Origin of the sequence: Neoroseomonas rubea, assembly GCF_016106015.1 — a bacterium.
In the GTDB taxonomy this organism is placed as follows: domain Bacteria; phylum Pseudomonadota; class Alphaproteobacteria; order Acetobacterales; family Acetobacteraceae; genus Neoroseomonas; species Neoroseomonas rubea.
In genome coordinates, this window is sequence record NZ_JACADQ010000091.1 from 1 (window position 1) to 13473 (window position 13473).

Genomic DNA, 13473 nt, shown 5'->3' on the forward strand with positions numbered 1-13473 from the left:
GAGCGTGTGCCCCTCCGATCCGCGAGGGGCGGCAACAGCCCCCGCCGCGGCGGCCGCATGACAGGGAGGGAGAGACCATGCTGAACCGTCGAGGAGTGCTCGCCGCCGGCGCCGCCGGGGCGATTCTGCCCGGGCCGCTCTCGCGTGCCCGCGCCCAGGCGAACACGATCCGCCTCGGCGTGCTTTCGGACATGTCCGGCCCGTATCGCGACACGACCGGCCCTGGCTGCGTCGTTCTGACGCAGGCCGCCGTCGCGGAGTTCGGCGCGCGGGGCTTCAACGTCGAAGTCGTGCAGGCCGACCACCAGAACCGCCCCGATGTCGGCGCAAACATCGCGCGGCAATGGTACGACCAGGGCGTCGATGTGGTGCTCGACGTGCCGACCTCCTCCGTCGCCCTCGCGGTCAACCAGATCGCGCGGGAGAAGAACAAGGTCTTCCTCAATTCCGGCGCGGCGACCTCGGACCTGACGGGCTCGCAATGCAGCCCGAACACCGTGCACTGGACCTACGACACCTACATGCTCGCCAAGGGCACCGGGGCGGCGATCGTGCGCACGGGCGGGGACAGCTGGTTCTTCGTCACGGCGGACTATGCCTTCGGCCATGCGCTGGAACGCGACACCGCGGCCTTCGTGCGTGCCGCGGGCGGCCGCGTGGTCGGCCAGGTGCGCTATCCCTTCCCGGCGACGACCGACTTCTCCTCCTTCGTCGTGCAGGCGCAGGCGAGCCGGGCGAAGGTGCTCGGCATGGCGAATGCCAGCACCGATACCGTCAACACGATCAAGGCGGCGCGGGAATTCGGCCTGCACCGGTCCATGAAGCTCGCCGCGCTGCTGATGGGCGTGGTCGACATCCACGCGCTCGGGCTTGAGAGCGCGCAGGGCCTGCTGCTGACCGAATCCTTCTACTGGGACCTCAACGACCGCACGCGGGCGCTGACGCAGCGCGTGCGCGGCCAGAACCAGAACCGCCCGCCCGCCATGGTCCAGGCCGGCTGCTATGGCGCGACGCTGCATTATCTGAAGGCCGTCGCCGACATGGGGGTGGCCGCCGCCAAGGCCGATGGCCGCGCCGCGGTTGCGCGCATGAAGGCCATGCCCACCGACGACGACGCCTTCGGCTCCGGCCGCATCCGGGAGGACGGGCGCAAGCTGCACCCGGTCTTCCTGTTCGAGGTGAAGTCCCCCGCGGAATCCCGCGGCCCCTGGGACTACTACAAGGTTGCCGCGACGACCCCGGGGGAGGACGCCTTCCGTCCCCTGGCCGAAGGCGGCTGCGCGCTCATACGCACGTGACAAGGACCTGATCGTCGATGCTCGAATTCATCGAGTCCATTACCGGCGTCCCGACGCCACTCCTGTTCGGCCAGCTCCTGCTCGGGCTGATCAACGGCGCCTTCTACGCGATGCTCTCGCTCGGCCTCGCGGTGATCTTCGGGCTGCTCAACATCATCAACTTCACCCATGGCGCGCAGTTCATGATGGGCGCCTTCGTCGCCTGGATGCTGCTGAACTGGCTGGGACTGGGCTATTGGTGGGCGCTGCTGCTCGCGCCGCTCATCGTCGGGGCGACGGGGGTGATCATCGAGCGAACGATGATCAGCAGGCTGTACAAGCTCGACCACCTGTACGGGCTGCTCCTGACCTTCGGCATCGGGCTGATGATCGAGGGCGTCTTCCGCAACGAGTTCGGCTCCTCCGGCCTGCCCTACCGCATCCCGGCGGAGCTGCAGGGTGCGTGGGACCTCGGCTTCATGTTCATGCCGATCTATCGCGGCTGGGTCGTGCTCTTCGCCCTGATCTGCTGCCTTGCCACCTGGCTCGTCATCGAGAAGACGCGCCTCGGCGCCTATCTTCGCGCCGCGACCGAGAATGCCGCACTGGTGCAGGCCTTCGGCGTGAACGTGCCGCGCATGATCACGCTGACCTATGGCGCGGGGGTCGCGCTCGCGGCGCTGGCCGGCGTGCTCGCCGCGCCGATCTACTCGGTCAATCCGCAGATGGGCACCAACCTGATCATCGTCGTCTTCGCGGTGGTCGTCATCGGCGGCATGGGCTCGATCCTCGGATCGGTCCTGACCGGCTTCGGCCTCGGCATCATCGAGGGCCTGACCAAGGTCTACTGGCCTGAAGCCTCGGCCACCGTCATCTTCGTCATCATGGCGATCGTGTTGCTCACACGTCCCGCCGGCCTGTTCGGGAGGGCCTGAAGCCATGGCATCCGAAACCACCGCCGGCACCATCGCCCCCGCCACAAGCGATGACGGGGTCTTGGGCTTCAGCCGGGCGCAGCTTGCCGCGCTCGGCGTGCTGGTCGCCTTCCTCGCGATCGCCCCCTTCTTCCTCTACCCCGTCTTCTTGATGAAGCTGCTGTGCTTCGCGTTGTTCGCCTGCGCGTTCAACCTGCTGATCGGCTATGTCGGGTTGCTCTCCTTTGGCCATGCCGCCTATTTCGGCATGGGCGGCTACATCGCGGGCTACACGGCCAAGGCCTATGGGCTGACACCCGAGGTGGCGGTCCTCTGCGGCGCGGTGGTCGCTGGGTTGCAGGGCTGGGTCTTCGGCTGGATCGCCATCCGCCGGCAGGGCATCTACTTCGCCATGATCACCCTGGCCATGGCGCAGATGGTCTACTTCTTCTGCGTCCAGGCGCCCTTCACGGGCGGCGAGGACGGCATCCAGGCCATCCCACGCGGCAGCCTCTTCGGTGCTATCAGCCTGTCCTCCGACATGACCATGTACTGGTTCGTCGCGGCGGTCTTCCTCATCGGCTTCCTGCTCGTGCATCGCGTCATCCACTCGCCCTACGGCCAGGTGCTGAAGGCGATCCGGGAGAACGAGCCGCGCGCGACCTCCCTCGGCTACCGGACGGACGACTACAAGCTCGTCGCCTTCATCCTCTCCGCGACGCTCGCCGGCGTTGCGGGCGGGGTGAAGTCGCTTGTCTTCGGCATCGCGACGCTGACCGACGTGCACTGGTCGATGTCGGGCGAGGTGGTGCTCATGACGCTCGTTGGCGGCCTCGGCACGGTCTTCGGGCCGGTGGTGGGCGCGGCCGTCATCGTGACCATGCAGAACTACCTGGCCGAGATGGGCGCCTGGGTCACCGTCATCCAGGGCGCGATCTTCGTCGCCGTGGTGCTCGCCTTCCGGCGCGGCATCGTGGGCGAGATCGCCAACGCGCTGAAGGTGAAGCTCTAGCCGCGGGAGGGACGCCGCCATGCCGAAGGCCTACTGGGTCGCGCAGTATCGCTCGGTCAGCGACCCGGAAAAGCTCGCCGCCTATGCCGCGCTGAGCGGCCCGGCGGTGACCGCGGCGGGCGGCCGCATCCTGGCGCGGGGCATGCCGGCGCTTCTCTACGAAGCAGGCATGCAGCAGCGGACCGTGGTGATCGAGTTCGACAGCGTCGAGCAGGCGCGTGCCGCGCATGACAGCCCGGGCTACCAGGCGGCGCTCGCGGCACTGGGCGACGGGGCAGTGCGGGACATTCGCATCATCGAAGGCGTCTGAGCGCCGCTCGCGCCGGGCACCGGCTTGCCCTCGCTGACGCCTCTTGCCACGCTGCACCGCAGCAGCGTGGCGGGGCGAGCATGGCCGGAAAGAAATTCCACCTCGGATGGTTCCTCCAGGGGTCCTCGGTGCAGGCCTGGGGAGAGCCCTGGACCGGCAATATCGGCACCGAATGGATGGTGCCCAACTTCTTCATCGAGATGACGCGCAACCTCGAACGCGCATGCTTCGACTACGTGCTTCTCGAGGATTCCTCCTACATCGGCGAAAGCTATGGCGGATCGCGGGAAATCTACCTGCACCACGGGCTTTCCGTGCCGCGGCAGGATCCGTCCGTCGTGGCGGCGCTGTTGGCGCAGGCGACGAAACGGATCGGCATCGTCGCCACCTTCGGCACCTTCGCCTATCCGCCCTACCTTCTCGCGCGCCTGGTCGCCACGCTCGACCAGGTCTCCTCCGGCCGCATCGGCTGGAACGCGGTGACGGGCTCGTCGGACTACGCCGCGCGCAACTTCGGCCTGGACGGCATGCCGCCGCACGATACGCGCTACGACATCGCCGACGAATACATGGAGGTGGTGCGCAAGCTCTGGGGATCCTGGGAGCCCGGCGCCATCATCGCGGACCGGGAGAGCGGCATCCTGGTCGACCACACCAAGGTCCACGCCATCGACCACCAGGGCGCGCATTTCAAGGTGCGCGGGCCGCTCAACTCCGGCCCCTGCGTGCAGGGCCAGCCCGTCATCGCCCAGGCCGGCGGATCGCCGCGCGGGCGGCAATTCGCCGCGACGCACGCGGACACCATCGTCGCCATGGTCAAGGGCACGGCGGGGATGAAGGCCTATCGCGACGATGTCCGTGCGCGCATGGCCGCACAGGGCAGGGACCCCGACCGCTGCAAGGTGCTCTTTCTCGTCTCCCCCGTGCTCGGCGACACCGAGGAGGAAGCGCGCGCGAAGCACCGCCGCAAGCTCGCGACAACCGAGGACCAGATCGCCAAGCGCCTCGCGCATCTGTCGAAGATCACGAACCTCGACTTCGGTGCACTGCCGCTCGACAAGCCGCTCGGCAGCCTGACCACCAACGGCCACCAGCAATCGCTCGACGAGTTCCTCAACAAGGCTGGGAACAAGACGCTGCGGGAAGCGGCCGAGATCTACTCCGACGCCGGATCCATCCCGCTCATCGGCACGCCCGCGCAGGTGGCCGAGCAGATGGGCGCGGCGATGGAGGAGATCGGCGGCGACGGCTTCCTGCTCTCGACCAACGACACCTCGCGGCGCGTCATCGCCGAGATCTGCGATGGCCTCGTGCCGGAACTCCAGCGCCGCGGCCTTGCACGCAGCGCGTATGGCCACGCGATGTTCCGCGACAACCTGCTGGAATTCTGACCGCGCACACGAAAAGAGCGGGGCCGCGATGCGGCGCCCGCCCTCACAGTCGCGGCTCGCGGCGGGGCAGGGCGCCCCGCCGCGACCTCGTTCAGTTCGCCTCGTCCATCCGCGCGCTGACGCGCGGCGGCGACATCGGCAGCGCGTAGAAGCGCTTGCCCAGCGCATCGTGCACTGCATTCGCGATCGCCGCGAGCGGCGGGACGATCGGCGCCTCGCCCACGCCGCGCACGCCCTGCGGGTGCTTCGGGTTCGGGATCTCGATCATGATCGGCTCGATCATCGGCACGTCCGAGCAGACCGGCATCCGGTAGTCGAGGAAGGACGCGTTATCGACGCGGCCCTTGGCGTCGTAGAGGTATTCCTCCGACAGCGCCCAGCCGATCCCCTGCACCACGCCGCCCTGGATCTGGCCTTCCACGTAGCCTGGATGCAGCGCGCGCCCGACATCCTGCGCTGCCGTGTAGCGCAGCACGCGGACGATGCCGAGATCGACGTCCACCTCGACATCCACGCAATGCGTGGCGTAGCCGGGGTCGGCGCCGGTCGTGTTGAGCTGGGTCTGGTTGCCGATCGGCCCGCCCATCTCGTTCGCCTTGGCGGCGAGTTCCTTGAGCGACAGCGGCGGGAACTTCCCCGCATTGTCGCCGGCGGGAAGGGCCATGCCGTCCTCCCACTTCACCGCCTCGGCCTCGATCCCCCAGATCTTCGCCGCCCGTTCCTTGAGCTGGCCGATCACCTTTTCGGTCGCGGCGGTCGCCACCATGGCCGAGGCGAAGGTCACGCGGCTGCCGCCCGTGAGGTTCGAGAAGCCGATCGTCTGCGTGTCGCCGATCATGACGTTGACGCGGGCATGATCGACGCCGATCAGCTCCGCCACGACGTTGGCGATGGATGCGCGGCTGCCGCCGACATCCGGGTGCCCGGTCGTCACCACCACGTTGCCGTCCTCGGTGATGTTCACCTGGACGCTGCTCTCGCCGCCGGCATTGTACCAGAAGCCGGAGGCGACGCCGCGGCCGCGCTTCACGCCCGGGCGCGGGGCCTTGTCGAGCGGCGCGCGGTAGTGCGGGTGGTGCTTGATCGCCTCGATCGTCTCCTTGAAGGTCACCGCGCCGAAGGTCGGGCCGTAGATCGCCTTGTCGCCGGCCTTCGCACTGTTCTTCAGCCGCATATCCAGCGGATCGAGGCCGAGCGCCTGCGCGATCTCGTCAATCACGCATTCGGCGGCGAAGGCCCCGTGCGGCGCGCCAGGCGCGCGATAGGCCGCGACCTTGGAACGGTTCGAGACCACGTCATAGCCGACCGACAGCACGTTCGGGATGGCATAGGCCGCGAAGGAGCAGCCCACGGGACCGCGCAGCGGAGAGCCCGGCAGCCCGCCCGCCTGCAGGTAGAAGGTACCCTGCGCGGCCACGATCGTGCCGTCCTTCTTCGCGCCGATCTTGACGGTGGACAGCGAGCCCGGCGCCGGGCCGGTCGCGCGCTGCACTTCCTCCCGCGTCATGACCATCTTCACCGGGCGGCCGGACTTCTTCGACAGCATCACCGCGACGGGCTCGAGGTAGATGATCGTCTTGGCCCCGAAGCCGCCGCCGATCTCGGCCGGGATCGCGCGGATGTTGCTCTGCGGGATGCCCGTGAGCAGCGAGGTCATCGCCCGGACCATGAACTGGCCCTGGGAGGACGACCAGATCGTCACCCGCCCGTCCGCGGCGTAGGAGACGGTGCACGCATGCGGCTCGATATAGCCCTGGTGCACCGGGCGCGTGGTGAAGGTGCGCTCGACGACGATGTCGGCCTCGGCGAAGCCCTTCTCGATGTCGCCGGCCTTCAGCACCATCGTGCCCGCGATGTTCGAAGGCTTGCCCTCGAACTGGTTCCACTCGTGCAGGATCGGCGCGTCAGGTTTGATCGCGTCCTCGATCTCGATGACGTGCGGCAGGACCTCGTAGTCCACCTCGATCAGGGAGCAGGCGTGGGCGGCCACTTCCTCGCTGATCGCGGCGACTGCGGCGATCGGGTGGCCGTGGAACAGCGCCTTTTCCCGCGCCATCACGTTGCGGCACATCCAGCGCATGTCCTGGATGCCGAGCATGACGGACTTGTCGAGTGCGAACTCGACGATGTCCTTTTGCGTCACCACCGCCTTCACGCCGGGCAGGGCCTCGGCCTTGCTCGTGTCGATCGAGCGGATGCGCGCATGGGCGTGGGGGCTGCGCAGCAGCTTGCCCCAGATCATGCCGGGCATGGTGGTGTCGGCGCTGTACTGCGCGCGGCCGGTCACCTTGTCGGCGCCGTCGGGGCGGATCGTGCGGGCGCCGATCCACTTGTTGGTCATGTCGTTCATCGCGCGGCCTCCCTCATCTCAGCGGCCGTCTCCAGGACGGCGCGCACGATCTTGTCGTAGCCGGTGCAGCGGCAGAGGTTGCCGGCCAGGCCGAAGCGCACCTCCTCCTCCGTCGGGTCGGGGTTCTTCTCGAGCAGCGCGCGGGAGGCCATCAGCACCCCCGGCGTGCAGATGCCGCACTGGAGCGCGGCCATCTCGAGGAACTTCCGCTGCAGCGGGTGCAACTCGTCGCCCTGCGCCATGCCCTCGATCGTGCCGATCTCATGGCCCTCGGCTTCGACCGCAAGCATCAGGCAGGCGCAGACGAGCCGCCCGTCGACGGTGATCGAGCAGGCGCCGCAATCGCCGGTGCCGCAGCCTTCCTTGGTGCCGGTCAGGCCGAGCGGCCCGCGCAGCGCATCCAGCATGGAGGCGGAAGGGTCGCAGAGGAACTCGACCGGTTCCCCGTTGATCGTCGTGCTGACGTGAAGTTTCGACATGCCTTCAATTCCCTCCCGCGCGCGCCGCGGCGATCGCCGCCGTGCGCTTCAGCAGCACGCCCGCCACCTTGATGCGGTAGGCGATGGTGCCGCGCTTGTCGTTGATCGGCTTGCAGGCGGCGCGGCAGGCGGCCGCCGCCGCTTCCAAAGCCGCGTCGTCGAGCCGCGACCCGATCAGTGCCTTCGCGGCATCCTCGACCAGCAGCACGGTCGGCGCGACGGCGCCGAGGCCAACGCGCGCCGCCGTCACGACGCCGCCCGCCATGGTCAGGCTCACGCCGCAGCCGACGACCGCGATGTCCATCTCCGTGCGCGGGATCATGCGGAGGTACGCGTCGCCCGACCCCTTAGGCCGCGCCGGCAGGGTGAAGGCCACCACGATCTCGCCCGGGGCGAGGTTGGTGCGACCGGGCCCGGCGGGCACGGCTTCGACCGGCATCTCCCGCCGCCCGCCCGGGCCCTGCACCGTCACCACCGCGCCGGCCGCGATCATGGCTGGCACGCTGTCGCCCGCTGGCGATCCATTGCACAGGTTCCCGCCCGGGGAGGCACGGCCCTGCACCTGCTTCGAGCCGATCAGGTTGATCGCCTCCAGCACGCCGGGCCAGGCCTTGCCGAAGCGCGGATGCTCGGCGAGGACGACGCCCGGCACCGCGGCGCCGATGCGGATACGCCCGTCGGGCAGCTCCTCGATCGCCGTCATTTCGGCGATCTTCTTGATGTCGATGATGGTGCCGGGCTTCACCACGCCGTTGCGCATCTGCACCAGCAGGTCGGTCCCGCCCGCCAGGATCCGCGCCGCGCCGGATGCTGCGGCGAAGGCGCCGACCGCTTCCTCCAGCGTGCTGGGCGCCACGTATCTGATGTCTGTCATGCCTGCTCCCCACCCTTCGGCCTGCGTTCATGCGCGGCCAGCCCCCCGCAAGGGGGAGGCATCCTGATTCTCGACACGGGAACGCTAAGGCGGCCCGGCGCGCGACGATAGTCCCCCCGGGGTCAGACCGGCACGCCGGCGGGGGGCTTGACGGTGCGCAGCACGAAGGCGCTGCGGGTGTCCTTCACGCCGGGCAGGCGGAGCAGCCGCCGCGTGGCGAATTCCCCGTAATCCTCCAGGTCCCGCGCCAGGACCTGGATCAGGTAGTCGGTCTCCCCGCTCATCGCCCAGGCGGCGAGCACCTCCGGTATCCGGCCTAGCGCCGCGTGGAAGGCCTCGACGGTCTCCTCGGCGCGGGAGGAGAGGCTGACCTGCACGAAGGCGGTCAGTCCGAGGCCGAGCCGCGCCGCATCCACCCGCGCGCCGTAGCCAGCGATGATGCCGGCTTCCTCCAGCCGCTTCAGGCGCCGCTGGCAGGGGGTGGGGGACAGGCCCACGCGCTCGGCCAGCGCGACCAGGCTAGCGCGCCCGTCCCGCTGCACCTCGCGCAGCAGCTTCCGGTCGATCGCATCGAGGTCCGTGGTGGAATCGGCCATATCCAGCCCTTCAGGCGCGAGAATCCACCAACAATAGCCGCTTGGGCGCGCCAGATCGCGGAAATCCGCCCCGGTCGCGCCGCGATCCTGCGCTCGACCGTATCAGGAGGCGTCCATGGACATCCCGCCCGACCGCACCCCCGTCGCAGGCACGATCTGCGAGGCCAATCCGATGGGCACGGACGGCTTCGAATTCGTGGAGTTCACCGGCCCCGACACGGCCGCGCTGGAAGCGACGTTCGTATCCATGGGCTTCGCCCCCGTCGCGCGGCACCGGTCGAAGGACGTGACGCTCTGGCGGCAGGGTGAGGTGAACTTCGTCCTGAACGCCGAGCCGACCTCCTTCGCGCAGGGCTTCGCCCGCGTGCACGGACCCTCCTGCTGCGCCATCGCCTTCCGCGTCGCAGACGCCGCCGCGGCCTTCGAGCGCGCGGTCAGCCTCGGCGCCCGGCCCTTCCATGGCCGCGTCGGGCCGATGGAACTGAACATCCCGGCCATCGAGGGGATCGGCGGCAGCCTGATCTACCTGGTGGACCGCTACGGCCCGAAGGGCTCGATCTGGGATGTGGACTTCCGCCCGATCCCGGGTGCCGACCCGAACCCCGCCGGCGCGGGGCTAACGGTCATCGACCACCTGACCCACAACGTCCATCGCGGCCGGATGGATGCCTGGGCCGGCTTCTACGAGCGCCTCTTCAACTTCCGGGAGATCCGCTACTTCGACATCGAGGGGAAGCTCACCGGCCTGAAGTCCAAGGCCATGACGAGCCCCTGCGGCCAGATCCGCATCCCGATCAACGAGAGCGCCGACGACCGCAGCCAGATCGAGGAATACCTCCGCGCCTACAAGGGCGAAGGCATCCAGCACATCGCCATGGGCACCGCCGACATCCATGGCAGCGTCGAGGCGCTGCGCGGGCAAGGCGTGCGCTTCCTCGACACGCCCGACACCTACTATGAACTCCTGCCCCGGCGCCTGCCCGGCACCGGGGAGGACATGGCACGCCTCGCCGCGAACCGGATCCTCATGGACGGATCGCCCTCCGGCGGGCGGCTGCTGCAGATCTTCACCGGCACGGTGATCGGGCCGATCTTCTTCGAACTCATCCAACGCAAGGGCGACCAGGGCTTCGGGGAAGGCAATTTCCGCGCGCTGTTCGAGAGCATCGAGCTCGACCAGGTGCGGCGCGGGGTGCTGGTGCCGCCCGACGCCTGATCTTGCTACGGCGAAACCACCGTTTAACCGGACTTCCCGACAATGTCGGCGAATGTCGTCGGGGATGGCCTGGTGGAACGCTGGCTCGGATCGATCGCCGCGCGCGTCTACGCGCTCGTCGGATTTCTCGCCCTGCTCGCCGTGGGGGGCGGATTGCTCGCGTATTCGGCCCTGCGCGACTACGGCCAGGATGTCGCGAATGTCGGACGACTGCAGGAACGCGCCTACCTTGCGCAACGGATCGATGCGGGCGTCTATGCAGTCGTCATGGAAAGCCGCGGGCTCTACATGGCGAAGAACCGCGCGGAATCTGAGCGCTTCGCCGCCGGGCTCCGCCGGCATCTGGCGGATATCCGGCGCGATGCAGACAGGATCGCGGCGATCGCCCAGGGTGTCGAGACCGTGCCGCCGCTGCTGGCGGCGCTGGCCGACTTCATCCGCTTCCGCGACGAACTGGCGCGCATCGGGGTCGAGCAGGGCGCACCTGCCGCCGACGCGATGGGCAACAACGCGGACAACCGCGCGAATCGCACGCGGGTGAACCAGGCTCTTTCCGCCGCCGCGTCGCGCTTCAGCGCGGAAGCCGAGGCCGCCGCGCATGAGATCATCGCCACGGGCGAGCGGCTGGCCACCCTGCTGCTGGCCGCCATGGTCGGCGGCGCCGTGCTGGCCGCGCTCATCGCGCTCTGGCTGGTGCGCGCCGGGATCGGCCAGCCGATCGGTCGGCTCACCCGGGCGATGCAGGGCCTTGCCGCCGGCGCGACCGACGTGGCGCTGCCCGACATCGCGCGCCGTGACGAGATCGGCGGCATGGCCCGCGCGCTCGACGTGTTCCGCCGCAATGCGGAGGAAAACAAGGCGCTGCGCATCGCTCAGGAGGAAGCGCGCGAAGCCGCGATGGCCGAGCGTGTCGAGGCGCTTCGCAGCATGGCCGACCGGCTTGAGACGGAAACGCGCCGCAGTCTCGAAAAGATCGCCGCGCGCATCGCCGAAATGGCCGCCGAGGCGGATGCCATGGCCGAGGGGGCAGCGACCGCCGCCGCCGGCAGCGACGCGCTCGTCGGCGGCGCCCGGGCGACGCTCGACCATTCGGCGGGCAGCGCCGCGGCCGCCGAACAGATGGCGTCGTCCATCCGCGAGATCACAGGCCGCGTCGAGGAAGCCGCCGCCGCCACCCGCCGCGCGGTCGCGGGCGCCGAGGACGGCAGTCGCGCCATCGCCGGGCTGCAGCACTCCGTCGAGCGGATCGGCGAGGTCGCGAGCCTGATTTCCGACATAGCCTCCCGAACCAATCTCCTCGCGCTCAACGCGACGATCGAGGCCGCGCGTGCGGGCGAGGCGGGGAAGGGCTTCGCCGTCGTCGCAGGGGAAGTGAAGTCGCTCGCGAACCAGACCGCGAGCAGCACGGCCGAGATCGCCCGCCAGATCGAGGCGGTGGTCGGCGCGACCGAGCAGGCCGTGCGCGCCGTGGGCGGTATCGCCACCACCGTGCAGCATGTCGACGGGGCGGCGACCGCAATCGCCCAAGTCATGGCCCAGCAGAGCGGCGCGACGGGCGAGATATCCCGCGCCGCGGCCGGTGCGGCCGACGCGGCGCGCGACATGAGCGGCCGGAGCAGTGCGTTGAGCGGCATGACGCGGGATGTCGAGACGCGCGCGGCCGCGCTGCGCCGGGCGGCGCGCGACGCCGACTCGGCCATGGGCGAGTTGCGCGGCACCCTGATCCGCCTCGTGCGGGAATCGACCGAGGAGGTGGACCGCCGCCGGCATCCGCGCGTCGCCGTCGATGCCGCCGCCATCATCGAAGCGAACGGCACGCGACACGAGGTGCGCCTCATCAACGTGTCCGAGGGCGGCGCCGCCGTCGAGGGCGGTCCGCGCCAAGCGCCGGGCGCACGGCTCGGCCTGGCCATGCCCGACCATCCGACCGTGAGCGTGATCGTTGTCGCAACAGAAGGCGAGATCGTCCGCCTGCGCTTCGAGACCTCGGCGGCAGGGCGCGACTTGGTCGCGGCACTGGCCGGAAAGACGGCAGGACTGCGAGCCGCGTAGGCAGGGCGGCGCGCGCCGACCGCAGGACAACCCCGGCAGCCCCCTTGCGCCGCGGCGCATGGCGCGCTTAGTCGCGGCATGGCTTCGGGACCTGGCACAGGCACGGCGCGGCAGGCAGGGGCGGATGACGCCCCCGCGCTGGACATCGCCGGCCTCACCCTCGATTTCCGCCAGGACGGGCGGCGCGTGCGCGTTCTTGACGGCGTGTCTCTCAAGGTCGCGCCCGGGCGGACGCTCGCGATCGTCGGCGAAAGCGGCTGCGGGAAGTCGGTCACCGCGCTCGCGGTGATGGGGCTGCTGCCGGACACGGCCGAGCTTGGCGGCGCCATCCGCCTTGGCGGGCGCGACCTTGCCGCCATGTCGCCCGAAGACCGCCGGCGGCTGCGCGGTGGCGAGATGGCGATGATCTTCCAGGAACCGATGACGAGCCTGAACCCGGCCTTCACCGCCGGGGACCAGGTTGCGGAGGCGTTGCGCATCCACCAGGGCCTCGACAGGGCCGCGGCCTTCGCGGAAGCCGTGCGCATGATCGACCGCGTGCGCATCCCCGATGCGGCGCGCCGCGCGCGGCAGTATCCGCACCAATTGTCGGGCGGTATGCGCCAGCGGGTGATGATCGCCATGGCGCTGGCATGCCGGCCGCGCCTGCTGATCGCGGACGAGCCGACCACCGCGCTGGATGTGACGGTGCAGGCGCAGATCCTGTCGCTGCTCGACGACCTGAAGCGGGAGACGGGCACGGCCGTCGTGCTCGTCACACACGACCTTGGCGTCGTCGCCGACCATGCCGACGAGGTCGCGGTGATGTATGCCGGGCGCGTCGCCGAACAGGCACGGGCAGCGGCGATCTTCGCGCGGCCCGAGCACCCCTACACTGCCGGCCTGCTCGGCGCCGCGCCCGGGGAAGGGGAGCGCGGGGAGCGGCTGGCGAGCATCGAGGGCACCGTGCCCGACCTGCGCGCGCCGCCGCCGGGCTGCCGCTTCGCGCCGCGCTGCCCCTTC

12 protein-coding genes are annotated in these 13473 nt (G+C 69.8%); 8 read left to right on the forward strand and 4 right to left on the reverse strand.

The window, feature by feature from the left end:
- The first annotated feature begins 77 nt into the window (after positions 1 to 77).
- The 5 genes from HW577_RS11215 to HW577_RS11235 all read left to right on the forward strand — a co-directional run bounded on the left by HW577_RS11215 (position 78) and on the right by HW577_RS11235 (position 4904).
- On the forward strand, positions 78 to 1298 hold the full coding sequence (locus HW577_RS11215) for an ABC transporter substrate-binding protein (protein ID WP_198376223.1): 1221 nt from the start codon (positions 78 to 80) through the stop codon (positions 1296 to 1298).
- A 17-nt stretch (positions 1299 to 1315) separates the two neighbouring features.
- Positions 1316 to 2212 carry a branched-chain amino acid ABC transporter permease gene (locus tag HW577_RS11220; protein WP_198376224.1) on the forward strand — a complete coding sequence of 299 codons (897 nt, stop codon included), beginning with the start codon at positions 1316 to 1318 and terminating at the stop codon, positions 2210 to 2212.
- 4 nt (positions 2213 to 2216) lie between these two features.
- Positions 2217 to 3203 carry a branched-chain amino acid ABC transporter permease gene (locus HW577_RS11225; RefSeq protein WP_198376225.1) on the forward strand — a complete coding sequence of 329 codons (987 nt, stop codon included), beginning with the start codon at positions 2217 to 2219 and terminating at the stop codon, positions 3201 to 3203.
- A 19-nt stretch (positions 3204 to 3222) separates the two neighbouring features.
- The gene (locus HW577_RS11230) at positions 3223 to 3513 is read left to right on the forward strand and encodes a DUF1330 domain-containing protein (protein ID WP_198376226.1); all 291 of its coding nucleotides are present in this window, start codon (positions 3223 to 3225) and stop codon (positions 3511 to 3513) included.
- Between the two features lie 80 nt (positions 3514 to 3593).
- Positions 3594 to 4904 carry an NtaA/DmoA family FMN-dependent monooxygenase gene (locus HW577_RS11235; protein WP_198376227.1) on the forward strand — a complete coding sequence of 437 codons (1311 nt, stop codon included), beginning with the start codon at positions 3594 to 3596 and terminating at the stop codon, positions 4902 to 4904.
- A gap of 91 nt (positions 4905 to 4995) precedes the next feature.
- Here the strand turns inward: HW577_RS11235 and HW577_RS11240 are convergent, their stop codons facing one another.
- The 4 genes from HW577_RS11240 to HW577_RS11255 form a co-directional block, all read right to left on the reverse strand.
- The gene (locus HW577_RS11240) at positions 4996 to 7254 is read right to left on the reverse strand and encodes a xanthine dehydrogenase family protein molybdopterin-binding subunit (protein ID WP_198376228.1); all 2259 of its coding nucleotides are present in this window, start codon (positions 7252 to 7254) and stop codon (positions 4996 to 4998) included.
- Positions 7251 to 7733, reverse strand: a complete 483-nt coding sequence (locus HW577_RS11245; RefSeq protein ID WP_198376229.1) for a (2Fe-2S)-binding protein — start codon at positions 7731 to 7733, stop codon at positions 7251 to 7253. Before HW577_RS11245 ends, HW577_RS11240 begins: the two co-directional genes overlap by 4 nt.
- Positions 7734 to 7737: 4 nt before the next feature.
- Positions 7738 to 8607, reverse strand: a complete 870-nt coding sequence (locus tag HW577_RS11250; protein ID WP_232474858.1) for an FAD binding domain-containing protein — start codon at positions 8605 to 8607, stop codon at positions 7738 to 7740.
- Between the two features lie 122 nt (positions 8608 to 8729).
- Positions 8730 to 9203: an Lrp/AsnC family transcriptional regulator gene (locus tag HW577_RS11255; protein ID WP_198376230.1), complete on the reverse strand. Its 474-nt coding sequence runs from the start codon at positions 9201 to 9203 to the stop codon at positions 8730 to 8732.
- Positions 9204 to 9318: 115 nt separating this feature from the next.
- Between HW577_RS11255 and hppD the strand changes: the two genes are divergently transcribed.
- From hppD to HW577_RS11270, 3 genes are all read left to right on the forward strand, one after another.
- Positions 9319 to 10419: a 4-hydroxyphenylpyruvate dioxygenase gene (hppD, locus tag HW577_RS11260; protein ID WP_198376231.1), complete on the forward strand. Its 1101-nt coding sequence runs from the start codon at positions 9319 to 9321 to the stop codon at positions 10417 to 10419.
- A gap of 42 nt (positions 10420 to 10461) precedes the next feature.
- Positions 10462 to 12471, forward strand: coding sequence for a methyl-accepting chemotaxis protein (locus HW577_RS11265; protein ID WP_198376232.1), 2010 nt, complete (start codon positions 10462 to 10464; stop codon positions 12469 to 12471).
- Positions 12472 to 12549: 78 nt separating this feature from the next.
- Positions 12550 to 13473 (forward strand): ABC transporter ATP-binding protein (locus HW577_RS11270; protein ID WP_198376233.1); only part of this gene is annotated, 924 nt, incomplete at its 3' end.